Genomic DNA, 25293 nt, shown 5'->3' with positions numbered 1-25293 from the left:
CTCCTCAGCGGCTGTCGCGGTCAAGGGTACGCGAGGAGAACGCCCCGGCACGCGGCGCCGTCACGCGGCTGTCGGACTGCGCGGGAGAGTTGCCGCCCGCGAGCGAGGGGTTCGGCACGTTCACGTTGAACTGCGCGGACCCGGTGGCGCCCAGCGAACCGGTGCCCGTGCCTGCACCGGAGACCGGCCCGGGCGTGCTCGCCTGCTGCGCGATCTTGTCCAGCGGCAGGTACAGCATGTTGTTGCCGTTCGGCGTATCGACCAGCACCTTGGTGGCCTGCGAGAAGATCTGCTGCATGGTGTCGATGTACAAACGTTCGCGGGTGATCGCCGGCGCGTTGGCGTACGCCTGCTGGATCTGCGAGAAGCGTGCTGCATCACCCTTGGCGTCGTTCACGACGCGCACGCGATAACCCTCGGCCTGCTCGATCAGGCGCGAGGCGGTACCGCTGGCGAGCGGGATGACCTGGTTGGCATAGGCCTCGCCCTCGTTGATCTGGCGCTCGCGATCCTGGCCGGCGCGCACGGCGTCATCGAACGCGGCCTGCACCTGTTCGGGCGGCTGGGCGTTCAGGATGGCCACCGTGCTGATGAGGATGCCCGTCTGGTAGCGGTCCATGATGCCCTGCATCAGGGCGCTGGCGTCGGAGGCGATCTGCGTGCGGCCCTCGTAGAGCACAAAGTCCATGGGCGTGCGGCCGATCACCTCGCGCATGGCAGTCTCGGCTGCCTGGCGCACGGCCTGGTCGGGCTCGCGGTCGTTGAACAGATAGGCCCGGGCGCCGTCGGGGCGGATGCGGTACTGCACGACGAACTGCAGATCGACGATGTTCTGGTCGTCGGTGAGCATCAGCGACTCTTCGGCCACCGTGCTGCGCGCGTTGCCGCGAAAGCCGATCTCGAAGGTGCGCAGTTGCGACACGTCGACCACCTGGACCTGCTCGATGGGCGCGGGCATGTGCCACTGGAAACCGGCGGGCACGGTGGTGTTGTACTGGCCGAAGCGCGTGATGACGCCGACCTGGCCTTCCTGGATGATGAAGAAGCCGCTCGCCAGCCACAGCAGCACGGCGCCGCCGACCACGGCAATCGCGCCCACGCGCGCGCCGCGCGAGGACGGACGAAAACCGCCGCCGTTGCCGCCGCCGTTGTTGCCGCCGCCGCTGTCGAACGGGTTGCGCCGTTTGGGCTTGCGGCCAAACAAGGCGCCCAGGCGATTGTTGAAATCGCGCCAGAGTTCGTCCAGATCGGGGGGGCCGTCGTTGTCTCCGCGCTGCGGTTTGCGTGGCGGCTCATTGCCGCCGGACCCGCCTTGGTTTCCGCGCCCCCAGCCGGGGTCATTCAGGTTGAACAGTTTGAAAGGCAGGTGCATCGTTTTCTGATTTGTTCCGGCAAAAGTCGGCTATGGCCTGGCGCAATCCGTCGAGCCCGGCGCGCTCCAGCGCGCTTACAAATACACGCGTGATCGTACCATGGGCATCTCGCTGCACCTGGGGCTCGAGACCGAGCCTGTCGGCCTTGTTGAACACCAGGAGACGCGGCACGTCGGCGGCGCCGATCTCGGCCAGCACTTTGTCGACTTCGGCGATCTGTTCGTCGCGTTGCGGGCTGGCCGCGTCGACGACGTGCAGCAGCAGGTCGGCATGGACGGTCTCCTCGAGCGTGGCGCGGAAAGCCGCCACCAGCGTGTGCGGCAGATCGCGGATGAACCCGACCGTGTCGGACACCGTCACCGAACCGGCACCCTCGATCCAGATGCGGCGGGTCGTGGTGTCCAGCGTGGCGAACAACTGGTCGGCGGCGTAGGCGTCGGCACGGGTCAGCGCATTGAACAGCGTCGACTTGCCCGCGTTCGTGTACCCCACCAGCGACACCGACATCACCCCGCCGCGCGCACGGGCGCGCCGCTGGGTCTGGCGCTGGCGTTCGAGCTTGGCCAGGCGCTCGCGCAGCAGCCGGACCTTGTCGCCGATCATGCGGCGATCCATCTCGAGCTGGGACTCGCCCGGGCCCCGCATGCCGATACCGCCGCGCTGACGCTCCAAGTGGGACCACATCCGCGTGAGGCGGGTGACCAGATGCTGGAGCTGGGCCAGCTCGACCTGCAGCTTGCCCTCGTGGCTGCGCGCGCGCAGCGCGAAGATGTCGAGGATCAGGCTGACACGGTCGACCACGCGCAGCTTGAGCGAGCGCTCGAGGTTGCGTTGTTGCGCGGGCGAGAGCGCGTGATCGACCAGGATCAGTTCGGCCTGGTGGGCGGCGGCGGCGAGCGCGATTTCCTCGACCTTGCCGGAGCCGACGAAATAGGCCGCGTCGGGCCGTGCTCGGCGCGCGATGATGGTGTCGACGATATCGGCGCCCGCGCCCTGCGCGAGCATCTCGAACTCCTCGCACCGTGCATCGAAATCGGGTTCTCCGAAATCGACGCCGACGACGAGCGCCCTGACGGCGTGTTGGTTGGCTTGATTATTCAGCGGAATCATCCACCTGGAAATTGACTGCGCGCGCGGGCACGACCGTGGAGATGGCGTGCTTGTAGACCATCTGCGTCACGGTGTTGCGCAACAGGACCACGTACTGATCGAACGATTCGATCTGGCCTTGCAGCTTGATCCCGTTGACGAGGTACACGGACACGGGAATGTGTTCCTTGCGCAGGGTATTGAGAAAGGGGTCTTGTAGCATCAGCCCTTTGTTGCTCATCGGAGTAACTCCTGATTCGTTGTCTTTGATGGGGGAAATAAAAATCACCCGCGCCTAAGGCGCGGGCGTCCGCGTAATTTACAGGGTTTTCCCTAGGGGAACCAGCCAATTCCCGCAGCCCGAGTCCGTTGGACGGGAAAACCCTAGCAAGGTTCAATCCACGTACGGATTGCGCGAAGAACGGTATTCGATGCGCAGCGGCGTGCCCTGCAGTTTGAAGGCGGTGCGGAACCGCCCTTCCAGGTAGCGGCTGTAGGAACTCGACACGCCGTCCAGCCCGCTGCCGTGGACGATGATGAGCGGCGGATTCTGCCCGCCCTGGTGCGCATAGCGCATCTTGGGGCGGAATATGCCCTTGCGCGGCGGCGGCTGCTGCTCGACGGCGGCCTGCAGTTCGCGCGTGAGCTTGGGCGTGGACAGCTTGGCGAAGGCTGCCGCATGGGCGGCGTCCACCGCCTTCATCAACGGGCCGATGCCGCGCCTGTGCAGAGCCGAGGTGGTCAGCATGGTGGCGAACGACAGGAAGCGCAGCTTGCGGTCGAATTCGCGCTTGATGCGATCGCGCTGGTCTTCGTCCAGTCCATCCCATTTGTTGAGGGCGACCACCAGGGCGCGGCCGGTCTCGAGCACGAAACCGGCGATGTGCGCATCCTGGTCCGAAATTTCGCTGTGCGCATCGAGCATGAGCACGACCACGTTGGCCGCCTCGATCGCCTGCAGGGTCTTGATCACCGAGAACTTCTCGATGGCCTCGAACACCTTGCCGCGGCGGCGCAGGCCCGCGGTGTCGATCAGCAGGTACTTGCGCTCGCCGCGCTCGAATTCGATCTCGATGGCGTCGCGCGTGGTGCCCGGCTGGTCGAAGGCGATGACGCGCTGCTCGCCGAGCAAGGCGTTGACCAGGGTGGACTTGCCCACGTTCGGCCGGCCGACGATGGCCAGCCGCAGGCGGTGCTCGCGTGCGTCCTGGGCGACGAATTCGGTCTCTTCCTGCGCCTCGTCTTCCTCGTCGGGCGGCGTTTCCACCAGGCCCAGGCCCGCCAGCGCCGTATCGATCAACTCGACCACGCCGTCGCCGTGGGCCGAGGAGATCGCATGCGGCTCGCCCAGCCCGAGTTCATGGAACTCAGCGATGGCGGAGTCGTACCTCATGCCCTCGACCTTGTTGACCGCGAGCAGGGCCTTGCGTCCGGAGCGCCGCAGCAGCGTCGCGATCTCGCGATCGTGCGCCGTCAGCCCGGTGCGCCCGTCGGTGATGAAGATGACCGCATCCGCCTCGTCGATGGCCAGCCGCGTCTGGCGCGCCATCTCGGCAAGAATGCCTTCCTTCGCCACGGGCTCGAAACCGCCCGTGTCCACCACGATGTAGGGGAACGCCCCTACCCGCCCCTCGCCGTAGTGGCGATCGCGGGTGAGCCCCGGCATGTCGGCAACCAGCGCCGCGCGCGAGCGCGTCAAGCGGTTGAATAGCGTCGACTTGCCGACGTTCGGACGCCCAACGAGGGCAACGACCGGTTTGAACCGGACTTCTGATTCGGACACCTTATCCGCCTGTAGTCAGCAGACGCACCGAGCCGCCGGTCCCCTGGACCACCACGCCATACGGCGTGGCGACCAGCGGGGCAAGGATGGGATCGCCGTCGGTGGCCGTACGGGCCAGCAGGCGGCCATCCTCGCGCGCCAGAAAATGAACATAACCTTGGTAGTCGCCGACTGCGACCGCGCGGCCGTACGACGCCGGCGCGGACAGGCGCCGATTGGCGAGCGCGTCCTGGCGCCAGACGTTGGTGCCGCTGGACAGGAGAAAACCATTCATGATGCCGTGGCTGTCGGCGGCAAATGCCGAACTCGCGTCGACCGTCATGCCGGACGCGCCGGAGAAGTCGCGCGCCCAGACCACATCACCGCCAGCGGACACGTCGAAGCATGCGATCCGGCCCTGGTAGGCGGCCGCGCACAACAGGCGCTCCGACACCACCGGGGCGCCGACCACGTCGGCCACGCGCTCGAGCTCGCTGGCGCCGCGCGGCACGGCCACCGTACCTTCCCACAGCACGGCACCGTTGTTGGTGTCCATCGCCACCAGCTTGCCACCGGGCAGGCCGGAGAACACGAAGCCGCCGGCGATCAGCATCTGGTTGACGGCGCGCAGGGCCAGGGAGGGCCCGGGCCGCTGCATGCTCCAGCGGCGCTCGCCGGTCTGCGCATCGAACGCCTGGATCCGGTAGTCGCCGCTGCGCACCACCACCAACCCCTCGCCCACCGCCGGCGGAATGAGCACCTCGCTGGTCGCCTTGGCGCGCCACTTCTCGGTGCCCGTGTCGTCGAAGGCGACCACTTCGCCATCGGGCCTGACCACGGCGGTGGTCTGGCCGTCGCTGCCCACGCCGGCTTGCAAACGACCGTCGACCGACGCGCGCCACTGCACGTTGCCGGACGCGAGGTCCATCTTGACCACAGAACCGTCGGCAGCCGCAGCATACACCGCCGTGTCCGTCACCGCCGGCGCGAAGCCCACGCCGCCGCCGCGCCCGACCGACACCGTCCAGGCTGTGCCCACTTCCATTTCCTGGGTGAAATCGGTCAGCTTGGCCGGCCGGTAGCGGTCATCGGAACGCGAGAACAACGAGCAGCCGGCGAGTGCCGCCAGGCTGAGCACCAGCGCGCCGCGTACGGCAGTCTTGCGCAATCCTTTCGAGATGGTCATGCCTACTCCTGTGATCCTTACCGCCATCCTGGGCGGCGCTCATCGCCATGCCATGCGCCGGACGGCGCCGCTGGGCACGGCGGACAGATAGACCGGCCGCCTGACGGCCGGACACCGGCGGTCGTCAGGCGGCCGCTGCGCCAAGCGCGTCGATCTTGAGTTGCACCACGGGACGCAGCGGGCTGGCCGCCTCGAACGCGTCCAGCGCCTCCTGCCACGCGGCGCGCGCCTGTGCGCGCTCGCCCTTGGCGAACAGAATGTCGCCACGGCGGTCTGCGTACAAGGCTTCGTAGCCGGCCGGCACATTGCCGGACACCTGGGCCAGCGCCGCATCGTAGTCCCCGAGATCCAGCAGCACGCCCGCCAGGCGCACACGCGCCACGGCGGCGAGCGCCGCATCCTTGCCGTTGGCGACTACCCATGCAAGCTCGGTGCGGGCGCGCTCGGCGTCGCCAGCGTTGAGCAGGCCCTGGGCCGCAAGCAGCGCGCCGCGCGGGGCGTACACCGTGCCCGCATAGTTGTCGCGCAGCGTGGCGCTGGCCGCAACCGCCTGGTCGGGATTGTTCTGGCGCAGTGCGGTCTGCAGGGCCTCGAAGTAGCCGCCCGCCGTGGCGGCCTGGTTGCGCTGATACCAGTTCCAGCCTTGCCACGACAGGATGCCGACCAGCACGAGCGTCACGACGCCGAGCACGAGATTGCCGTATTTGGCCCACCACGCCTTCAACGCGTCGAGTTGTTCCTGTTCTTCAAGATCGTAGGCCATGCAAAACCCTAGTAGTCAGCGAAAGACCGGGCGCGCAACGCGCGGCGCCGGTTCGAGGACGGCAATTTTATACGGCGCGCCGCCGCCGTGCCCTATTCGCCCGCGGCCAGTGCGTCGACCAGCACATCAGCCAACCGCTCGAACGCGATTTTCTGCTGCTCGCCGTCGGCCAGGTTCTTCACCGTCGCAGTGCGCTCCGCGACTTCGGTGTCGCCCAGGATCACCGCGTAGGCCGCGCGGCAGGCGTCGGCGCGCTTCATCTGCGACTTGAAGCTGCCGGCGGCGCCATGGACCACCACGTCCAGGCCGGCATCGCGCAGCGACTCGCCCAGCAGCAGCGCCTGGCGCGCCGCGGCGTCGCCCAGGTGCGCCACGTAGACGTCGCAGACCTCTGCGACCGCGTCGTCCCCGGTCTGTTCCCACAGATCGAGCAGCCGCTCCATGCCGATGGCGAAACCGACGGCGGGCGCGGGCTTGCCGCCGACCAGCTCGAGCAGGCCATCGTAGCGGCCGCCGCCGCAGACCGTTCCCTGCGCGCCCAGGCGGTCGGTGACCCACTCGAACACCGTGAGGTTGTAGTAGTCCAGGCCGCGCACCAGGCGCGGATTGATGCGATAGGCGACGCCGGCGTCGTCCAGGCGCGCGCGCAGGCCATCGAAATGGGCGCGCGAGGACTCGCCAAGGAAGTCCAGCAGGCGCGGCGCCCCGGCCGCCATCTCCTGCAGCGCCGGATTCTTGGTATCGAGCACGCGCAGCGGGTTGGTGTACAGGCGCCGCCTGCCATCCTCATCGAGGATGTCCGCGTGCTGCTCCAGGTAGGCGATCAGCGCCTGCCGGTGGGCCAGCCTTTCCTCGCCCGCACCCAGGGAGTTGATCTCCAGGCGGATGTCGGCGAGGCCGAGGATGCGCCAGAGGCGCGCGAGCATCAGGATCTGTTCGGCGTCCACGTCGGGGCCGGCAAAACCGAGCGCCTCCACGTCGATCTGGTGGAACTGGCGATAGCGGCCACGCTGCGGGCGCTCGTGCCGGAACACGGGCCCCATCGCATAGACACGGCGCGGGCGATCGTACAGCAGGTTGTGCTCGATCGTCGCGCGCACCATGCCGGCCGTGAACTCCGGCCGCAGGGTGAGCGACTCGCCATTGAGCGAGTCGGTGAAGGTGTACATCTCCTTCTCGACGATATCGGTGACCTCGCCGATGCCGCGCGTGAACAGCCGCGTGTGCTCCAGCACCGGGGTGCGCAGGTTGGCATAACCGTAGCTGCGCAGCCAGTCGCGCACGAGCTGCTCGAGCCGCTCCCAGCGCCCCGAAGCATCGGGCAATACATCGTTCATGCCGCGGATCGCGGCCACCTTCTTGAAAGTTTCCATCGTGTATGCGGCGCGCCGTTCGAGCGGCGCGCATTCCGTTCAGTCGGAGAGGGCGGCAGCACCGTAGCGGCGCTTGACGTAGTTCTGGACGATGTCGACGAATTCCTCGGCGATGCGCTCGCCCTTGAGCGTCACCACGCGCTCGCCGTCGACGTATACCGGCGCGGTGGGCAGCTCGCCGGTTCCCGGCAGGCTGATGCCGATGTCGGCGTGGCGACTCTCGCCAGGGCCGTTGACCACGCAGCCCATCACCGCCACGTTCATGCTCTCGACGCCCGGATACTGGCCGCGCCAGATGGGCATCTGCTCGCGCAGGTAGGTCTGGATGCTGTCGGCCAGCTCCTGGAAGAAGGTGCTGCTGGTCCGGCCGCAGCCGGGGCAGGCCACCACCATCGGCGTGAAGGCGCGCAAGCCCATGGTCTGCAGGATCTCCTGGCCGACCACGACTTCGCGCGTCCGCGCGCCGCCCGGCTCGGGGGTCAGCGAAATCCGGATGGTGTCGCCGATGCCCTCCTGCAGCAGCACCGACAGCGCGGCGGTGGAGGCCACGATGCCCTTGCTGCCCATACCGGCTTCGGTCAGGCCCAGGTGCAGCGGATAGTCGCAGCGCGCCGACAGGTTGCGATACACCGCGATCAAGTCCTGCACGTGGCTCACCTTGCACGACAGCACGATGGCGTCGCCGGGCAGGCCCAGCGCCTCGGCCCGGCGCGCGTTGGAGATCGCGGACACGACCAGGGCCTCGCGCATCACGGCCTGCGCCGGCCATGGCTGCGCGCGCTGGTTGTTCTCGTCCATCATGCGGGCCATCAGGTCCTGGTCCAGGCTGCCCCAGTTGACGCCGATGCGCACCGGCTTGCCATGCCGGCAAGCCACTTCGATCATCTGCGCGAAGTTGTCCTCGCGCTTCTTGCCGCCGCCCATGTTGCCCGGATTGATGCGGTACTTCGAGAGCGCCTGCGCGCATTCCGGAAACTGGGTGAGCAGCTTGTGCCCGTTGTAGTGGAAGTCGCCGATCAAGGGCACGGCGATGCCCATGCGGTCGAGCTGCTCGCGGATAGCCGGCACCTCGCGCGCGGCCTCCGGCGTGTTCACGGTGATGCGCACGGCCTCGGAGCCGGCCAGGGCGAGTTCCTTCACCTGGATCGCCGTCGCCACGGCATCGGCGGTGTCGGTGTTGGTCATGGATTGCACCATGACGGGGGCGTCGCCGCCCACGCGCACTGCGTTCTGCGCCCAGCGCAGCGTCACTTGCCGCGTCTGGCGGCGCGCGCCCGGACCGACCGGCGCGCAAGCCCCTGACACGGACTCGGAGGAAAAAGCCATCGCGCTACTCGAGGGTGAGGCGGGCCACATTGCCGCGTTGGTGTGGCGCGAGATCGATCGGAGCGCCACGCCAGCTCAGCGTGACACCGTTGGCATTGCCGATCACCAGCCGCACCGGCGGATTCGCGGTGACCTCCTGCTGGTTGCCCGGCTGCAGCGTGGCGGACAGCACCACGGCGCCGCTGGCATCGCGCACTTCGACCCAGCTCGCGCTCGTCACGTTCAAGCCGACCTGATTGCCGAGCGCCACCGCCGGCGGCGTGGCATCGGCCGGTGCAGCGGCCTGCTCGGCCTGCGTGCCTGCCTCGGGCTCGGCCGGTGCGGGCGCGTCCGGCGCGGCGGGCGTGCCGCCCTGGGCGATGGCGCTCGCTGCGGGCGCCAGCGGATTGGCAGGCGTGGCGGGCACCGGCGGTGCCATGGGTGCTACTGGCGCTGCGGGCGGCGGCTCGACCGGCGGAACCTGCGTGGCCGGCGGCAGCACGATCTGGCCAGTGGACGCAGCGCCGTTCGCACCGTTGCTCATGCTGAGCGGCAGGCCGAGCTCGTTGCCGGCCGGCTCCGGACGGGCATCGCCCATGCGCGGCAGCCACCAGACGACGACCAGGTAGGCGGCGAGCGCCAGAACGCACACGACGATCAGCCAGAACAGCATCGCAAGCCAGCGGCGCGGACCGCCGCCCCGCGTACGCGGCAGCGGTTCACCCACCGCCATGCCCGTGAAGCTGCCGGCCGAGCGCGGCGGCTGGTGCTGCAGATGCGCCGGGATCGCACGCATCATGGTGTCCGGGTCCTGCTCGAGCAGGCGCGCGTAGTTGCGCACGAGGCCGCGCAGCGAGGGGCCCTGCGGCAGATTCTCCCACTGGTCCGCCTCGAGGGCCTCGATCTGGCGCGGCGCGAACTTGAGCCGGGCCGACACGTCGGCCACCGTCCAGTGGCGGGCCTCGCGCAAGGCGCGCAGCGACGCCCCGAAACTGGCGCCTCCCGTGGCCGACGCCGCCGCGCGCGCGGGCGGCTCACTGCCTGACGCGCTACCCGCCGCCATGAAATGTTCGATGCCCGACTGCGACTGCTGCGTCATGCACGCGCCTCAACGACGATGGGGATGGCCCGCTGCGCCGCGCGTTCGGTCAAACGCGTGCGGTCGCGGATGTCGCCTGCCAGTTGGCCGCACGCCGCATCGATGTCATCGCCGCGCGTCTTGCGCACCGTGGTCACGATGCCGGCGTCCATCAGCCGCTGCGCGAAAAGCCTCACGCGCGCCGGCGACGAACGTCGCAAGCCCGATTCCTTGAACGGATTGAACGGAATCAGGTTGAGCTTGCACGGGACCTGGCGAGCTATCCCGATGAGTTGTTCCGCATGCTCGTCGGTGTCGTTGACACCATCGAGCATGACATATTCGAAAGTGATGAAATCCCGCGGCGCGTGCTCCAGGTAACGCAGGCAAGCGTCGAGCAGCTCACGCAGAGGATACTTCTTGTTCAGCGGCACGAGCCGATCACGCAAGGCGTCGTTCGGCGCGTGCAGCGACACCGCCAGCGCGACCGGGCAATCGCGGCCCAGCCGGTCCATCATGGGCACCACGCCGGAAGTCGACACCGTGACGCGCCGGCGCGACAGGCCATAGGCGTTGTCGTCCAGCATCAGGCGCAGCGCCGGCAGCAGCGCACTGTAGTTCAGCAAGGGCTCGCCCATGCCCATCATGACCACGTTGCTGATGACGCGGCCATCGACCGGCACGGCCTCGCCCAGCCGGCCGTTGTCGCCGTCGGCGAGAATGGCGTGCCGGGCCCACCAGAGCTGGCCGATGATCTCGTCGGTGCGCAGGTTCCGGTTGAAGCCCTGGTGCCCCGTGGAGCAGAACGGACAGGCGACGGTGCAGCCGGCCTGGGACGACACGCACAGGGTGCCGCGGTCGTCTTCCGGGATGAACACGGTCTCCACCGCGTTGCCGGCGCCGACGTCGAACAGCCATTTGCGCGTGCCGTCGCGCGAGCGATGGTGCAGCGTCACGCCCGGCGCATGCACCTCGCACTCGGCGGCGAGCCGGGTGCGAAAATCACGCGCGAGGTCGGTCATGGCGTCGAAATCGGCCACGCCGCGCTGGTGCACCCAGCGCTGCAACTGCTTGGCCCGGAATGCCTTGCCGCCCCATCCCGCCACCAGGTCGGCAAAGCCGGCGCCGTCCAACCCGATCAGGTTGGTACGCGCCGCGTGCGTGGAGGTATGGGCTAGAGCGGACATGGCAGTGCCGGATCAGCGGCTGTGGATGTTGATTTCGGGGAAGAAGAATGCGATTTCGACGGCAGCCGTCTCGGGCGCGTCGGAACCGTGCACGGCGTTCGCGTCGATGCTGTCGGCGAAATCGGCGCGGATGGTGCCGGCGGCAGCCTTCTTGGGATCGGTGGCGCCCATCAGGTCACGGTTCTTTTGGATGGCGCTCTCGCCTTCCAGCACCTGCACGAAGACCGGGCCGGAAACCATGAAATCGACCAGATCCTTGAAGAAGGGGCGCTCCTTGTGCACGGCATAGAAACGCTCGGCATCGGCGCGCGAGAGCTGCGTCAGGCGGGCAGCCACGACCTTCAACCCTGCGCCTTCAAAACGGGCCACGATCTGGCCAATAACGTTCTTGGCCACGGCGTCGGGCTTGATGATCGACAGGGTACGTTCGACAGACATCGAAAACTCCAATAAAAACAGAGACTTTGAGGTTGAAATAGCGACGTTCGATTGTATCATGCGAGGGTGGCGCCCGGCTTTGCGCTCGACGCAGCCCGCTGGCGACCACGGGCGCCGCCGTGCCTGGCGCCGCCCTCGCCCACCACCGCACACGGCAACCTCGCCGCACAGGCTCCCGACGGGAACCTTTGCCGGCGGCCGAGGTCACAAGCGCCAGGGGCCTCGCGCGCGTGCGTGAGCCTTGCCATTTGGCCGACTCTCAACGTTGCACCTACGGAGCCTGCACAACAATGAACGACTTTCGTACTTCCACCATTGCCCACCCGGGCGCCGGCAGCGCCGTCGGCCGCAACCAGGTGCTGCGCAATACCTACTGGCTGCTCGCGCTCTCGCTGATACCCACCGTCATCGGCGCCGCGGTCGGCCTGAACACGGGCATCGCGCAGGTCATGGGCGGCAGCCCGGGCCTGTCGGCCATCGTATTCCTGGCCGGCGCGTTCGGCCTGATGTTCGCCATCGAGAAGAACAAGAACAACGGTCTGGGCGTCGCCCTGCTGCTGGGCTTCACCTTCTTCATGGGCATCATGCTCTCGCGCCTGATCGGCTTCGTGCTCGGCATGAACAACGGCGCCACGCTGATCATGACCGCGTTCGGCGGCACCGCGGCCGTGTTCGCCACCATGGCCACGCTCGCCAGCACCATCAAGCGCGATCTGTCCAATCTGCAGAAGTGGCTGTTCACCGGCGCCGTGATCATCCTGGTGGCCGCGCTCGCCAACATCTTCTTCCAGATCCCGGCCCTGATGCTGACGATCTCGGTGCTGGCGATCGGCATCTTCTCGGCCTTCATGCTGGTCGACCTGCAGCGCGTCATCAACGGCGGCGAAACCAACTACGTCTCGGCTACGCTCGCCATCTATCTCGACGTGTACAACGTCTTCGCCAACCTGCTGATGCTGCTCGGCATCTTTGGCGGCGACCGCGACTGACGCCGGTCCGGGCCGCGCCCCGGGCGTGCGAATTGCTGAGCCCCGGGGCCTAGTCCCGGGGCTTTTTCATCGCCGGGCCGCTCCCAAGATGAAAAGCGCCCCCCTTGGGGGGCAGCAAGCCGAAGGCGCAGCATGGGGGCCCTTTTTCATCGCCGGGCCGCTCCCAAGATGAAAAGCGCCCCCCTTGGGGGCAGCAAGCCGAAGGCGCAGCGTGGGGGGCCCTTTTTCATCGCCGGGCCGCTCCCAAGATGAAAAGCGCCCCCTTGGGGGGCAGCAAGCCGAAGGCGCAGCGTGGGGGCCCTTTCCCATTCCCCATTCGCGCCCATCCACTGACAGACCATCGACACCATGCCAGACCAGCCGACTCTACAGCGCATCGTGATTGCCGGCGGCGGTGCGGGCGGGCTCGAACTGGCCGCCCGCCTGGGGCGCCGCTTCGGCCCTGCCCGCGTCTTCCTGATCGACCGCTCACCCTTCCATATCTGGAAGCCCTCGCTGCACGAAGTGGCGGCCGGCACCCTGGACATCCACCAGGAAGGGCTGTCGTACCGCATGCTGGGGCACATCAACGGCTTCAGCTTCGTGCCGGGCAGCATCGCGTCGATCGACCGGCAGGCCAAGCGCGTTCAACTGGCGCCGCTGCTCGACGAGCAGGGCGTCCTGGTGCTGCCCGAGCGCAGCATTCCCTACGATGGGCTGGTGCTCGCGCTGGGCAGCCTGGGCAATTTCTTCGGCACGCCCGGCGCCGAGGAACACGCGATCGCCCTGGACACCACGGCCTCGGCCGAACACTTTCGCGCCACGCTGCTGCGCGCGGTCGTGCGCGCGGACGACCGCCGCGCCACCGGCGAAGGGGCCCCGCTGGTGCATCTGGTGATCGTCGGCGGCGGCGCCACCGGCGTGGAACTCGCGGCTGAACTGCGCGATGCCGGCAATCTGGCGTCCGACTACACCCAGGGCGACTTCGACCCTATGCGCGACATCTCGATCACGGTGGTCGAGGTCGGGCCACGGCTGCTCGGCCCGTTGCCCGAGCGCGTCTCGACCTCCGCCCTTGCCGCCTTGCAGCGTCGCCGCATCCGGGTGGAGACCGACACCCGGATCGCCGAGGTACGTGCCGACAGCGTACTCACCGCCGACGGCCGCGTCCTGCCCGCCGATCTGTGCGTCTGGGCGGCGGGGATCAGTGCGCCGACGGTCCTGCGCGCGCTCGAGCTGCCCCTGAACCGTGTCGGCCAGATCGTCGTCGACGCGCACCTGGCCACGCCCGATCCCGCGGTGTTCGCGCTGGGCGACTGCGCCGCCGCCCCTCGCGTGGACGCAGAAGGCACGGTGCCGGCCCGCGCCCAGGCCGCGCACCAGCAGGCCGCGTATCTGGCCAAACGGCTGGGCATGCTGATGCGCGGCGGCACGCCGGACAACACGCCGTTTCGTTATACCGAGCACGGTTCGCTGGTATCGCTCGGCACGCAAAGCAGCGTGGGCAGCCTGATGGGCGGGCTCATGGACCGCGGCTTCTTCGTGAGCGGGCTGGTCGCCCGCCTGATGTACATGAGCCTGCACCTGATGCACCACTACACGGTGCTCGGGCTCGGGCGAACGATCAGCCTGGCCTTCGGCCGCCTGCTGCTGCGCCGGACCCATCCCCGCGTCAAGCTGCACTGAGCACCGTCCTGAACTCGAGCGCCGGGAGGCGGTTCATTCGAGAGGCGCTTCGTCCCCGTGCCTGCCGGCTCTGGCCATGGGTTCGGCGGGGCTCGCCGGATCTCTCGCGGCCTCGAATATGGCAATCGATTCGACGTGTCCCGTGTGTGGAAACATGTTGACCACGCCGGCCCCGCGCAGCACATAGCCGCCCTCGTGGACCAGGATGGCGGCGTCGCGCGCCAGCGACGCCGGGTTACAGGACACATAGACGATGCGCCGGGGCCGTTCGCGCGGCTCCAGCGCGGCCAGCGCCTGCGACACCGCATGCGCGCCCTCGCGCGGCGGGTCGATCAGCATGCGGTCGAAACGCCCCTGTGCGCGCAGCCAGTCGGCATCGACTTCGAACAGGTTGACGGTGGCAAAGCGGGTGTGCGCGTCCAGCCCATGCGCGCGCGCCGCCTGCAGCGCGCGGTCGGTCAGCGCGGCGCTGCCCTCCACGCCCAGCACTTCGCGGCAGCGCGTGGCGAGCGGCAGACTGAAATTGCCCAGCCCGCAGAACAAGTCGGCCACGCGCTCGTGCGCCTGCGGCGCGAGCAGCGCCAACGCGCGCGAGACGAGCACGCGGTTGATCGCATGATTCACCTGGGTGAAGTCGGTCGGGCGAAACGGCATGCGCAACCCGAACTCGGGCATGGCATAGGCCAGCAGCGCCTCGTGCTCCGGCACCAGGGCGTGCACCGTGTCCGGCCCCTTGGGCTGCAGCCACCAATGCACGCCATGGCGTTCGCCGAACGCCAGCAAGCGGGCCTTGTCGTCGTCCGTGAGCGGCATCAGGTGGCGCAGCACCAGCGCGGTGGATACGTCGCCCACCGCGACTTCGATCTGTGGCAGCCGGTCCGGCGCGGACATGCCCGCCAGCAGCTCGCGCAAGGGCATGAGCAAGGCCGCGACGTGGGGCGGCAGCACATGGCATTCACGCATGTCCGCCACGTAGCTGCTCTTTCTCTCGTGAAAGCCGACCAGCATCCCGCCCTTCTTGGGCACCAGCCGCGCCGTCAGGCGCGCGCGGTAGCGATAGCCCCAGGTCGGGCCATGGATGGGCGCGAACAACTGCTGCGGGACGAGCTTGCCGACGTGCCAGAGCGCGTCTTCCAGCACACGCTGCTTGACCGCGACCTGCGCCGACGGCTGCAGGTGCTGCATGGCACAGCCGCCGCACACGCCGAAGTGCGCGCAGCGCGGCGCGACACGCTGCGAGGACTCGCGCAGCACGGTGTCCACGCGCGCGATTTCGTAGGAAGGCTTGCGCTTGATGGGCTTGGTCGTCACCCGCTCCTGCGGCAGCGCGCCTTCGACAAACACGACCTTGCCGTCACGGCGCGCGATGCCGCGCGCCTCGAGGTCGAGCGATTCGATATCCAGATAGTCTTGCATGATGGGTCGTGACCGGCGCATGGCGCGTCCGGTCGATGGGAGTCACGCCGGCGGCGCCGGCCAGGCCGCAATGTATTCCCGCCAGTGCGGCGCATCGATCGAGGCCAGCGTGTCGCGCACCAGGGCGACTTCCGCCTCGTAGTGTTCCGGCGCCAGCTCGCCGCGCATCAGGCGAAAGCGGCAATACAGCAGCCAGGTGTTGACGACGTCGGTCTCGCAATAGGCGCGCACTTCGTCCTGGCGGCCGGCCTGCCAGGCGGGCCATACCTGGCTGCCGTCCATGCCGAGCTTGCCCGGGAACCCGCAGAGCCGCGCCAACTGGTCCATGGGCGCATTGGCCCGGCCGTTGTACTTGGCGAGCACGTCCATCAGGTCCACATGCCGCATGTGGTAGCGGCTGATGTAGTTGCTGAAGCGGAAATCGCGATCGTCGTTGCCGGTGTCCCAGTAGCGCGCCGCCTGCACGCCGTGCATCAAGGCGCGATAGTGCAGCACCGGCAGATCGAAGCCCGAACCGTTCCAGCTCACCAGGGTCGGCGTGTAGTAGTCGATCGTCTTGAAGAACTGCTGGATCAGCGTGGCTTCGCTGTCGCCCGGCTGGCCCAGCGTACGTACCCGGAAGCCCTGGTCGTCGCGAAAGACGCAGCCCACGACGGCGATGCGCTGCAGGTGCAAGGGCAGAAAATCATGCCCCACCGCCTCGCGTCGCTCGGCACAGGCGCGCTCGACGACGGCGGCGTCATCCAGCCCCTGCGCCCAGTCGTTCAGGGCCCTGAGGCCCTGGACGTCGGGGATGGTTTCGAGATCGAAGACCAGCGTGGGCGTCATCGATCAACGCTGCGGCAGATACTGCATGGGATCCTCGGGCGTGCCGTTGCGCCGGATCTCGAAATGCAGCCGTGGCGAGGGCGCGTCGGTCTGGCCCATCTCGGCGATCTTCTCGCCGCGACGCACCTGCTGGCCTTCCTTGGCGAGCAGCACGCTGTTGTGGGCATAGGCCGACAGGTAGGTCGGGTTGTGGCGCACGATGAGCAGGTTGCCGTAGCCGCGCAGGCCGCTGCCGCTGTAGACCACGATGCCGTCAGCCGCCGCCACCACCGGATCGCCCACCGCGCCCTCGATATCCACGCCCTTGTTCAGGGAAGCGTTGAACTGGGCGACGATCTTGCCGTTGGCGGGCCACAGCCAGTCGATCCCGCTGGTGTTGGCAGGCGCGGGCTTTTGCGTATCGGTGGGCGCAGGCGTGGCGGGGGTAGCGTCCGGCGCGCCGCCGATGCCCGGCACGGGACGCGTCTGCACGCCCGAACCGCCGATGGGCTCGACCTGGGCCACCCCGGTGGGCGGCTGGACCTGCGTCGGCGCGGACGCGCCGCCCTCGATGCGCAGGCTCTGGCCCACGCGAAGCTGCGACGGATCGGTGATGTTGTTCCAGCGAGCGAGATCCTGCCAGGGGACGTTATGCGCCCGCGATATGGAGTACAGGGTGTCGCCAGGCCGGATCACGTAGCTCGACGCGCCGGCGCCGCCAGCTTCTGGCGATGTGGCCTCGACCGGCGGCTGTTGCGCCGACATGTCGGTGATCGGCGCGCGCGTGGGTGCCGTGCACGCCGCCAACAGCCAGGCGCCCGCCAACATCACGCCGGACAGGCGCAGCATGCCGCGCGCGTGGATCGGGCCTAACCCTGTGCTCAACATCAAACTCTCCTTGCTCAGACTACTCGACTGCGTTGTTCTGTGAATTCGCGGCCCGCGAGGTTGGCGCTCGGGCCCGAGGTCATAACTGTACCCCGGTTTGCAGGGGCACAAAACGAACCGCCTCCAGCTCGGTGCGCACGAAGCGTTCGGCGGCCACGCGTTCGACGACCACCAGACGCTGCTCGGCACCGCCCTCGGGTGCGACCAGCCTGCCGCTCAAGGCGAGCTGCGCGAGCAGCGCCTGGGGAACATGCAGGCCGGCGGCAGCGACGATGATCGCATCGAAGGGCGCGAAGGCCGGCAGCCCGCGCGTGCCGTCGCCCAGAATGAGACGCACCTGGGGCAGACGCAGCATGCGCAGCCGCGCCGACGCCTGTTCATGCAGCGGGCGCACGCGCTCGATGCTGTACACCTCGCGCGCCACCCCGGCAAGCACCGCCGCCTGATAGCCGCATCCGGTTCCGACCTCCAGCACGCGGCCGAGTTCACGGCCGTTGCGCGCCGTGGCGATCATGCGCGCGACGATGCGCGGCTGCGAAATGGTCTGTCCGTAGCCGATCGGCAGCGCCGCGTTCTCGTAGGCGCGGCTGGCCAGCGCTTCGTCGACGAACATGTGCCGCGGCATGCGCAGCATCGCCGCCAGCACGCGCTTGTCGCGTATGCCCTCGGCATGCAGGCGTTCGACCATGCGCTCGCGCATGCGGCTCTCCGCGATCGCCGGTGTGCGGCTGGCCAGCGGCCAGGGCGCGGCACCGGACTCCGCGAGCGGCCGGCCCAGGCCGAGACTCATGCGGGTATTGCTGTTGGTGGGCGTGGGCGCCGGCGTCGGTGCCAGGCGCGCGGGCGCGCGCTGCACCAGTCCGGTCGAGAGCCGAGTATTGCTGTTGGCGGGCGTCGCCCCCCCTTTTTGCCGTCTTGCGTCGTGCATGCCTGGGTTGCGCCTCGCCTTGGTTGTATTCAGCCCAGCCCCATCCAGGCGCGCAGGGAAGGAATCTGCTCGCCATGGGTCAGATCGAGCCGCAACGGCGTGATCGACACCGCGCCTTGGGCGACGGCGTGGAAATCGGTACCGGGCGTATCGTCCGCCACCTTGCCTGCGGGGCCGATCCAGAAGATTTCGTCGCCGAAAGGAGACGTCGAGCGGGCTACGGGCTCCGACGCATGCCGCCGGCCGAGCCGGGTCACCTGCACGCCGGCCATGTCCTCGTAGGGACGGCTCGGGATGTTCACATTGAGCAGCGAGGGCGCGGGCAGCGGATGGGCGATGGCGCGCTCGACCACGTCGCGCGCGACGCGGGCGGCGCTGTCCAGGTGCGCCCAGCCCTTTTGCTCGAGCGAGAAGGCGATCGCCGGAATGCCGAACAGATAACCCTCGGCGGCCGCCGCGACCGTACCGGAATACAGCGTGTCCTCGCCCATGTTCTGGCCGTTGTTGATGCCGGACACGATCAGGTCGGGCCGCCGGTCGAGCAGCCCGGTGAGCGCCACGTGCACGCAATCGGACGGCGTGCCGTTGATGTAGCGAAAGCCGTTGGCCGCCTGGTGCACGGAGAGCGGCCGGTTGAGCGTGAGCGAATTCGACGCGCCGCTGTGGTTCACCTCGGGCGCCACCACCATGAGCTCGGCAAGCGGGTTCAGCGCCTCGACCAGCGCCTGCAGCCCTGGCGCGGCGTAGCCATCGTCGTTGGCAACCAGAATGAACACGTACTTACCTCGCCGAAAAGTAAGAATTTTATTCCAAAGTGCCGATCGCATCCGGATCGCCCCGCATTCCGTTGCGTTCACGCAGCGGTGTATTCTTGGCGCCTTCTCGTTGCGTCCGCTTACCATGACCGCCATCGCCGCCCTGCCCTTTCTGCCGTATCTCGTCCTGGCCGTGGTGGCGGCCTACCTGCTCGGCTCGGTACCGTTCGCCGTGCTCGTGAGCCGGCTCATGCGCCTGCAGGACCCGCGCAGCTACGGCTCCGGCAATCCCGGCGCCACCAATGTGTTGCGCTCAGGCAACAAGGTGGCGGCCGCGCTCACGCTGCTCGGCGATGCCGCCAAGGGCTGGCTGGCCGTGTGGGTCGCCCTGCGCTGGGGCCAGCACCCGGGCGGCAGCGTCGTGCCCTTCGTCATGCTGGCGGTGTTCCTCGGGCATCTCTACCCGGTCTTCCTGCGTTTCAAGGGCGGCAAGGGCGTCGCCACGGCACTGGGCGTGCTCCTCGCCGTCCAGCCGCTGCTCGCGCTCGCAACGGTGGCCACCTGGCTGATCGTCGCCGTCTTCCTGCGCATCTCGTCGCTGGCCGCCCTGTGCGCCGCGGTCTTCGCACCGTTGTTCTATCTCTTCGGGGCAGGCGTCGCATGGCCGGGCAACGCCCCCATCGGGGTGGCGATCGGTCTCATCAGCCTGCTGCTGATCTACCGCCACCGGGCCAACATCGAACGCCTGCTGGCAGGCACCGAGCCGCGCATCGGCGCCGGCAAGAAGGCTCGTGCGGCGGGCAACGCCGGGCACAGCAAGCGCTGAACACAGGACAAGGAGGCGCCGCGCGGGAGGCCGGCTGGTGCCCTCCCGCCGCTGCGCGACATCCTCCGCGAGGGGGCGCTAGCCTATTTCGGACAAGGCCCAGCGCGGATGGACGTCGAAGGCGGGCTTGGTGTCGGTCAGGTCGGCCAGGCCAGCCTGGACGCGCATGGCGGCGGCAAAGGCGATCATGGCGCCGTTGTCGGTGCACAGGGCCAGCGGCGGAAAATAGGCCTGGCCCTTCAATCGGGCGAGCCCGGCAACGAGCCGCTCGCGCAGGCGGCGGTTGGCGCCGACGCCGCCCGCCACCACGATCCGCTTCAGGCCGGTCTCCTTCAGCGCACGCAGCGACTTGGCCACGAGCACGTCGACGATGGCCGCCTGCGTCGCCGCCGCCAGCGCGGCGCGATCGGATTCGGCCACACGGCCTTCGGGCGCATCGCGCTCGAGCTGGCGCAGGCGCGTCAGCACCGCTGTCTTGAGGCCGCTGAAGCTGAAGTCCAGATCCTGGCTGTGCAGCTTGGGCCGCGGCAGCTCGAAGCGGGTCTCGTCCGCCCCTTCCGCCAGCGCGGCCAGCGCCGGCCCGCCGGGGTAGCCCAGGCCGAGCAGCTTGGCGGTCTTGTCGAAGGCCTCGCCGGCCGCATCGTCCAGGGTCTCGCCCAGCAGAGTGTACTGGCCGACCCCATCCACCCGCATGAGCTGGGTGTGCCCGCCGGACACGAGCAGCGCCACGAAGGGAAATTCGGGCCGGGGGTCGGCGAGCAGGGGCGACAGCAGATGCCCCTCCAGATGGTGAATGGGAATCGCGGGCAGGTCGCGCGCCCAGGCGATCGAGCGGGCCACGCTCGCGCCCACCAGCAGCGCCCCGGCCAACCCCGGGCCGGCGGTGTAGGCCACGGCATCGACGTCATCCAGGCCCAGTCCGGCCTGCGCCAGCGCCTCGCGCGTGAGCGGCAGCACGCGCCGGATGTGGTCGCGCGAGGCGAGTTCCGGCACCACGCCGCCATAGTCTTCGTGCATGGCGACCTGGCTGTGCAGCGCGTGCGCCAGCAAACCGCGTTGCGTATCCACCACGGCAACGCCGGTTTCGTCGCACGAGCTTTCGAATCCGAGAATAATCATGCCGAAAGTTTACAACTCCCATGCCGTCATGGCCCCGTGCGGGCTCCGACGGCCTTCGACCATTCCGGGCACTCATGCTTGAACGACTCTTCAAACTGCGCGAGCACGGCACGACCGTGCGCACCGAAATCGTGGCGGGTCTCACGACCTTTCTCACGATGTCGTACATCATCTTCGTCAACCCGGACATCCTGTCGAACACCGGCATCGATCGCAACGCCGTGTTCGTGGCGACCTGCCTGGCCGCCGCCCTCGGTTCGCTGATGATGGCGTTCGTCGCCAACTGGCCGATCGGCATGGCCCCCGGCATGGGCCTGAACGCGTTCTTCGCCTTCACCGTGGTCGAGACGCTGGGCTACACCTGGCAGGAAGCCCTGGGCGCCGTGTTCATCTCCGGCATCATCTTCCTCATCCTGACCATCACCGGCATCCGGCGCTGGTTGATCCAAGGCATCCCGCGCTCGCTGCGCTCCGGCATCGTGGCCGGGATCGGCCTCTTTCTGGCCATCATCGCCCTGAGCAGCAGCGGCATCGTGGTGTCGCACCCAGCCACCAAGGTCACGCTGGGCGATCTCACCAGCGCGCCGGTATTGCTCACCATCGTGGGCTTTTTCGTGATCGCCACGCTCGATGCCCTGCGCGTCAAGGGCGCGATCCTGATCGGCATCCTGTTCGTCACCGTGGCCAGCATGATGCTCGGCCTGAACCAGTTCCAGGGCGTGTTCTCCTCGCCCCCCAGCCTGGCGCCCACCTTCCTGCAACTGGACATCATCAACGTGATGAAGGGCGGCCTGCTGCACGTCGTGCTGGTGTTCGTGCTGGTCGAAGTGTTCGACGCCACCGGCACGCTGATGGGCGTGGCCAAGAGAGCCAAGCTGGCGGTGGACGGCCCCGACAGCCGCCTGGGCCGCGCCCTGCTCGCCGACAGCACGGCGATCGTCGGCGGCTCGCTGCTCGGCACCAGCAGCACCACCGCTTACGTCGAGAGCGCCTCCGGCGTGCAGGCGGGCGGGCGCACCGGCCTCACCGCCCTGGTCATCGCCATCCTGTTTCTCGCCGCCCTGTTCATCTCGCCGCTGGCAGGCTCCGTGCCCGCCTATGCCACCGCGCCCGCGCTGCTGTTCGTCGCCGGCCTGATGATGCGTGATCTGGTCGAGATCGATTGGGACGACGTGGCCGAGGCGGTGCCCGCCGCGTTGACCGCGCTGGCCATGCCTTTCACCTATTCGATCGCCACCGGCCTGGCCTTCGGTTTCATCAGCTACACGGTGCTCAAGGTCACGACCGGCCGCGCGCGCGACGTGCATCCCGCCATGTGGGCGGTGTCAGCGCTGTTCATCGCCCGCTACGTGTTCTTTCCGTCCTGATCGTCGGACGCCGCGCCGGCGAGCTCGCCCGGCGCGAACACATCCACCCGCACCGCGGCCGCCACGGCCGCGTGCGCCGCGCGCAGCAACCCCGCCTCTTGCGCCGTGACGACACCGCTGGCAAGCGCGGCTTCGACATCCTCCTGCCTGGCCTCGCGCAACCGCGCTTGGGCGCCTTCGGCCGCGATCACTGCGGCGAACGCCCGCTCCAGCTCGGCCAGCCCGGGCCCGTGCGACGGATGGTACAGCCCGCTGACCAGACGGTCGCGACTGGCCGACGGTGCCAGCAGGATCTGCGAGCAGCGACGCACCAGGGCGTCCGACGGGCCACGCTGCGGGCCCCAGGGCATGAGCATCACGCGCAAGGTCCAGGCCAATGGCCGCGCGGGAAGGTTCGCAAGCACACCGTCCAGCGCAGCGTCGAAGCGCGCCATGCAGGCCGTCACGGCCATGGCCGCGAGCGGCACGTCCTCGTGATGGCGGCCTTCGTCGTGCCAGCGCTTGAGCACGGCGCTCGCCAGGTACAGCTCGGACAGCATGTCGCCCAGGCGGGCCGAGAGCATCTCCTTGCGCTTGAGCGCACCGCCCAGCGCAGCCAGGCAGGCGTCGGCGATTACCGCGAACGCGGCCGAACGGCGTGCGATCTCGCGGAAGTACGGCCGCACATCGGCCAGCGCCGGCGCCGGAGCGAAGACCCCACCGGTCCAGGCATGGCCGATGGCGCGCAGCGCATTGCCGGCGGTGTGCAGTGCGTGGCGCCAGAACACGCTGTCGAAGCGGCGCAGCCCGCGCGCCTTGTCGGGGTCGGCCAGGGCCGCCATTTCGTCACGCAGAAACGGGTGGCAGCGGATGGCTCCCTGGCCGAAGATGATGAGGTTGCGCGTGAGGATGTTCGCACCCTCCACCGTAATGCCGACCGGGACCGCCCGGTACAGCACGCCCAGGTAGTTCGCCGGCCCGTCGATGACCGCCTTGCCGCCGTGGATGTCCATGGCGTCGTTGACCGAAGCCCGCATGTGCTCGGTGGCGTGGTATTTCATGATGGCCGACATCACCGACGGCCGGTGGCCCGCATCGATGGCCGCGCAGGTCATGCGGCGCGCTGCATCGAGCATGTAGGCGCGCGCCGCCAGCATGCCGAGCTTTTCCTGCACGCCTTCGAAGCGCCCGATCGGCAGGCCGAACTGCTCGCGAATGCGTGCGTAGGCGCCGCTCACGTGCGCGGTATAGGCGCCGGCGGCGGCCGACAGCGAAGGCAGCGAGATCCCCCGCCCGGCCGCCAGCGCCGTCATCAGCATGCGCCAGCCGTCGCCGATGTGCTCCTCGCCGCCGATCACCGCATCCATCGGGACGAAGACGTCCTTGCCCTCGATCGGGCCGTTCTGGAACATCTGCATCGCCGGCAGGTGGCGCGCTCCGGTGCGCACCCCCGGCGTGTCCGCCGGCACGAGCACCAGGGTGATGCCGCGCTCGCTCGCACCGCCCAGCAGGCCCTGCGGATCGGACAGGCGCACGGCCACGCCCAGCACGCTCGCCACCGGACCGAGGGTGATGTAGCGCTTGCGAAAGTTCAGCCGCAGGCCGAGCGTGTCCCTTCCGTCGCGGTGCTCGCGGCAAACGACTGCCGTATCGGTCATGCCGGCCGCGTCGGACCCGGCGGTTTCGCTGGTCAGCCCGAAGCACGGGATCGCCCGCCCGTCGGCCAGGCGCGGCAGCCAGTCGTCGCGCTGCGCCTCGGTGCCGAAGAGCATCAGCAGCTCGCCCGGGCCCAGGGAGTTCGGCACCATCACCGTCACCGCCGTGGGCCCCGACCGGCTCGAGACGCGGCGCACGACCTCGGAATGCGCATACGCGGAAAAGCCGAGCCCGCCATACGCCTTGGGGATGATCATGCCGAAGAAGCGGTGCTCGCGCAGGAAGCGCCAGACCGCCTCGGGCAGGTCGCGCCGCCGCCACTGGACATCCCAGTCATCCAGCATGGCGCACAGATGGTTCACCGGCCCCTCCAGGAAAGCGCGCTCCTCGGCGCTCAACTGCGCGCTGGGCAGGGACAGGAGCGTCGCCCAGTGCGGCCGGCCGCTGAACAGCACGGCGTCCCACCAGGTGTCGCCGGCCTCGATGGCTTCGCGCTCCGTAGCCGACATGCGCGGCATCACCGCCGCCATGCGCTCGTACAACGGCTTGCTCAGCCGCCTCTGGCGCCAGGTCATTTCCGCCATGGACTCGTCTCCTCTGCGATACGCCGCGTTACAGCAGCTTTCGTGCCGCGTCGCGCGGCTCGACATCGAGGGCGGGCACGATAGACGCTACAGTGGCAACTCCCCTTCCTCACCCGCCTGGAGAGCCTCCATGCCCAAGATCCTCGTCCTCTACTACTCCACCTACGGTCACGTGGAAAGTCTGGCCCATGCCGTTGCCGAAGGCGCTCGCGGGGTCGACGGCGTCGAGGTGGCGATCAAGCGCGTCCCCGAGCTGGTGCCCGAGGAAGTCGCCAAAGCCTCGCACTACAAGCTCGATCAGCCCGCGCCCATCGCCGCGCCGGCAGAACTGGCCGACTACGACGCCATCGTGTTCGGCACGCCCACGCGCTACGGCAACATGGCCTCGCAGATGAAGAACTTCCTCGACCAGACCGGCGGGCTCTGGGCCAAGGGAGCCCTGGTCGGCAAGGTCGGTAGCGTCTTCACCTCCACGGCCACCCAGCACGGCGGCCAGGAATCGACCATCCTCAGCTTCCATACCGTGCTGCTGCATCACGGCATGGTGCTGGTCGGGCTGCCGTACAGCTTCCAGGGCCAGACCCGGGTCGACGAAATCACCGGCGGCTCGCCCTATGGCGCCTCGACCATCGCGGGCGGCGACGGCTCGCGCAAGCCGACGGCCAACGAACTGGACGGCGCGCGCTACCAGGGCCGCCACGTCGCCGAGATCACCGCTGCGCTCGAGCGCGGCCGCGCCGCGGCCTGACGCCCACGGCGC

General features: G+C 68.7%; 23 protein-coding genes. 5 read left to right on the top strand and 18 right to left on the bottom strand.

Going from position 1 to position 25293, the window contains the following annotated elements; all coding sequences use genetic code 11:
- Positions 1–4 precede the first annotated feature (4 nt).
- From hflK to ndk, 11 genes are all read right to left on the bottom strand, one after another.
- Positions 5–1372, bottom strand: a complete 1368-nt coding sequence (gene hflK, locus FOZ76_RS19350; protein ID WP_143949928.1) for an FtsH protease activity modulator HflK — start codon at positions 1370–1372, stop codon at positions 5–7.
- On the bottom strand, positions 1338–2483 hold the full coding sequence (hflX, locus tag FOZ76_RS19345) for a GTPase HflX (RefSeq protein WP_143949927.1): 1146 nt from the start codon (positions 2481–2483) through the stop codon (positions 1338–1340). The genes hflK and hflX overlap by 35 nt, the downstream gene beginning before the upstream one ends.
- The gene (gene hfq / locus FOZ76_RS19340; protein ID WP_143949926.1) at positions 2467–2703 is read right to left on the bottom strand and encodes an RNA chaperone Hfq; all 237 of its coding nucleotides are present in this window, start codon (positions 2701–2703) and stop codon (positions 2467–2469) included. The genes hflX and hfq overlap by 17 nt, the downstream gene beginning before the upstream one ends.
- 153 nt (positions 2704–2856) lie before the next feature.
- Positions 2857–4245, bottom strand: a complete 1389-nt coding sequence (gene der / locus FOZ76_RS19335) for a ribosome biogenesis GTPase Der (protein WP_143949925.1) — start codon at positions 4243–4245, stop codon at positions 2857–2859.
- 1 nt (position 4246) lies between these two features.
- The gene (gene bamB / locus FOZ76_RS19330) at positions 4247–5410 is read right to left on the bottom strand and encodes an outer membrane protein assembly factor BamB (RefSeq protein WP_143949924.1); all 1164 of its coding nucleotides are present in this window, start codon (positions 5408–5410) and stop codon (positions 4247–4249) included.
- Between the two features lie 124 nt (positions 5411–5534).
- The gene (locus tag FOZ76_RS19325; RefSeq protein WP_143949923.1) at positions 5535–6173 is read right to left on the bottom strand and encodes a YfgM family protein; all 639 of its coding nucleotides are present in this window, start codon (positions 6171–6173) and stop codon (positions 5535–5537) included.
- Between the two features lie 92 nt (positions 6174–6265).
- A complete protein-coding gene (hisS, locus tag FOZ76_RS19320; protein WP_143949922.1) occupies positions 6266–7546 on the bottom strand; it encodes a histidine--tRNA ligase in 1281 nt (426 codons plus the stop codon).
- A 39-nt stretch (positions 7547–7585) separates the two neighbouring features.
- Complete coding sequence (ispG, locus tag FOZ76_RS19315) at positions 7586–8872, bottom strand: flavodoxin-dependent (E)-4-hydroxy-3-methylbut-2-enyl-diphosphate synthase (RefSeq protein WP_143949921.1); 1287 nt, start codon at positions 8870–8872, stop codon at positions 7586–7588.
- A gap of 4 nt (positions 8873–8876) precedes the next feature.
- Complete coding sequence (locus FOZ76_RS19310) at positions 8877–9950, bottom strand: helix-turn-helix domain-containing protein (protein ID WP_143949920.1); 1074 nt, start codon at positions 9948–9950, stop codon at positions 8877–8879.
- A complete protein-coding gene (rlmN, locus tag FOZ76_RS19305) occupies positions 9947–11116 on the bottom strand; it encodes a dual-specificity RNA methyltransferase RlmN (protein WP_143949919.1) in 1170 nt (389 codons plus the stop codon). The genes FOZ76_RS19310 and rlmN overlap by 4 nt, the downstream gene beginning before the upstream one ends.
- A gap of 12 nt (positions 11117–11128) precedes the next feature.
- Entirely contained in the window at positions 11129–11554 is a 426-nt protein-coding gene (ndk, locus tag FOZ76_RS19300; protein WP_143949948.1) for a nucleoside-diphosphate kinase, read from the bottom strand.
- 290 nt (positions 11555–11844) lie between these two features.
- Between ndk and FOZ76_RS19295 the strand changes: the two genes are divergently transcribed.
- Together FOZ76_RS19295 and FOZ76_RS19290 are read left to right on the top strand one after the other, a co-directional pair.
- Positions 11845–12543, top strand: coding sequence for a Bax inhibitor-1/YccA family protein (locus tag FOZ76_RS19295; RefSeq protein WP_143949918.1), 699 nt, complete (start codon positions 11845–11847; stop codon positions 12541–12543).
- Positions 12544–12882: 339 nt separating this feature from the next.
- Positions 12883–14208 carry an NAD(P)/FAD-dependent oxidoreductase gene (locus tag FOZ76_RS19290; protein ID WP_425473316.1) on the top strand — a complete coding sequence of 442 codons (1326 nt, stop codon included), beginning with the start codon at positions 12883–12885 and terminating at the stop codon, positions 14206–14208.
- A gap of 33 nt (positions 14209–14241) precedes the next feature.
- Here the strand turns inward: FOZ76_RS19290 and rlmD are convergent, their stop codons facing one another.
- From rlmD to surE, 5 genes are all read right to left on the bottom strand, one after another.
- Positions 14242–15645 carry a 23S rRNA (uracil(1939)-C(5))-methyltransferase RlmD gene (rlmD, locus tag FOZ76_RS19285; protein WP_281283020.1) on the bottom strand — a complete coding sequence of 468 codons (1404 nt, stop codon included), beginning with the start codon at positions 15643–15645 and terminating at the stop codon, positions 14242–14244.
- Between the two features lie 21 nt (positions 15646–15666).
- On the bottom strand, positions 15667–16452 hold the full coding sequence (locus FOZ76_RS19280; RefSeq protein WP_143949915.1) for a 3'-5' exonuclease: 786 nt from the start codon (positions 16450–16452) through the stop codon (positions 15667–15669).
- A 3-nt stretch (positions 16453–16455) separates the two neighbouring features.
- On the bottom strand, positions 16456–17319 hold the full coding sequence (locus tag FOZ76_RS19275) for a peptidoglycan DD-metalloendopeptidase family protein (protein WP_246129641.1): 864 nt from the start codon (positions 17317–17319) through the stop codon (positions 16456–16458).
- A gap of 79 nt (positions 17320–17398) precedes the next feature.
- Positions 17399–18247 carry a protein-L-isoaspartate(D-aspartate) O-methyltransferase gene (locus tag FOZ76_RS19270; RefSeq protein WP_143949913.1) on the bottom strand — a complete coding sequence of 283 codons (849 nt, stop codon included), beginning with the start codon at positions 18245–18247 and terminating at the stop codon, positions 17399–17401.
- Positions 18248–18276: 29 nt separating this feature from the next.
- Positions 18277–19023, bottom strand: a complete 747-nt coding sequence (gene surE / locus FOZ76_RS19265; protein ID WP_143949912.1) for a 5'/3'-nucleotidase SurE — start codon at positions 19021–19023, stop codon at positions 18277–18279.
- A 124-nt stretch (positions 19024–19147) separates the two neighbouring features.
- Between surE and plsY the strand changes: the two genes are divergently transcribed.
- Positions 19148–19828, top strand: a complete 681-nt coding sequence (gene plsY / locus FOZ76_RS19260; RefSeq protein WP_143949911.1) for a glycerol-3-phosphate 1-O-acyltransferase PlsY — start codon at positions 19148–19150, stop codon at positions 19826–19828.
- A 78-nt stretch (positions 19829–19906) separates the two neighbouring features.
- Here the strand turns inward: plsY and tsaD are convergent, their stop codons facing one another.
- Positions 19907–20947: a tRNA (adenosine(37)-N6)-threonylcarbamoyltransferase complex transferase subunit TsaD gene (gene tsaD, locus FOZ76_RS19255; protein ID WP_143949910.1), complete on the bottom strand. Its 1041-nt coding sequence runs from the start codon at positions 20945–20947 to the stop codon at positions 19907–19909.
- A 74-nt stretch (positions 20948–21021) separates the two neighbouring features.
- Here tsaD and FOZ76_RS19250 point away from each other — a divergent pair, with 74 nt between their 5' ends.
- Entirely contained in the window at positions 21022–22314 is a 1293-nt protein-coding gene (locus tag FOZ76_RS19250) for an NCS2 family permease (protein WP_143949909.1), read from the top strand.
- Here the strand turns inward: FOZ76_RS19250 and FOZ76_RS19245 are convergent.
- Entirely contained in the window at positions 22293–24524 is a 2232-nt protein-coding gene (locus FOZ76_RS19245; protein WP_246129642.1) for an acyl-CoA dehydrogenase, read from the bottom strand. The two genes, FOZ76_RS19250 and FOZ76_RS19245, sit on opposite strands and share 22 nt — an antisense overlap.
- A gap of 139 nt (positions 24525–24663) precedes the next feature.
- Between FOZ76_RS19245 and wrbA the strand changes: the two genes are divergently transcribed.
- A complete protein-coding gene (gene wrbA / locus FOZ76_RS19240; protein ID WP_143949907.1) occupies positions 24664–25281 on the top strand; it encodes an NAD(P)H:quinone oxidoreductase in 618 nt (205 codons plus the stop codon).
- Positions 25282–25293 lie beyond the last annotated feature (12 nt).

The sequence above is a fragment of the Verticiella sediminum genome (assembly GCF_007558815.1).
Taxonomy (GTDB): domain Bacteria; phylum Pseudomonadota; class Gammaproteobacteria; order Burkholderiales; family Burkholderiaceae_B; genus Verticiella; species Verticiella sediminum.
The sequence above is the reverse complement of the archived record's forward strand: the minus strand, read 5'-3'. Positions and strand labels throughout refer to the sequence as shown.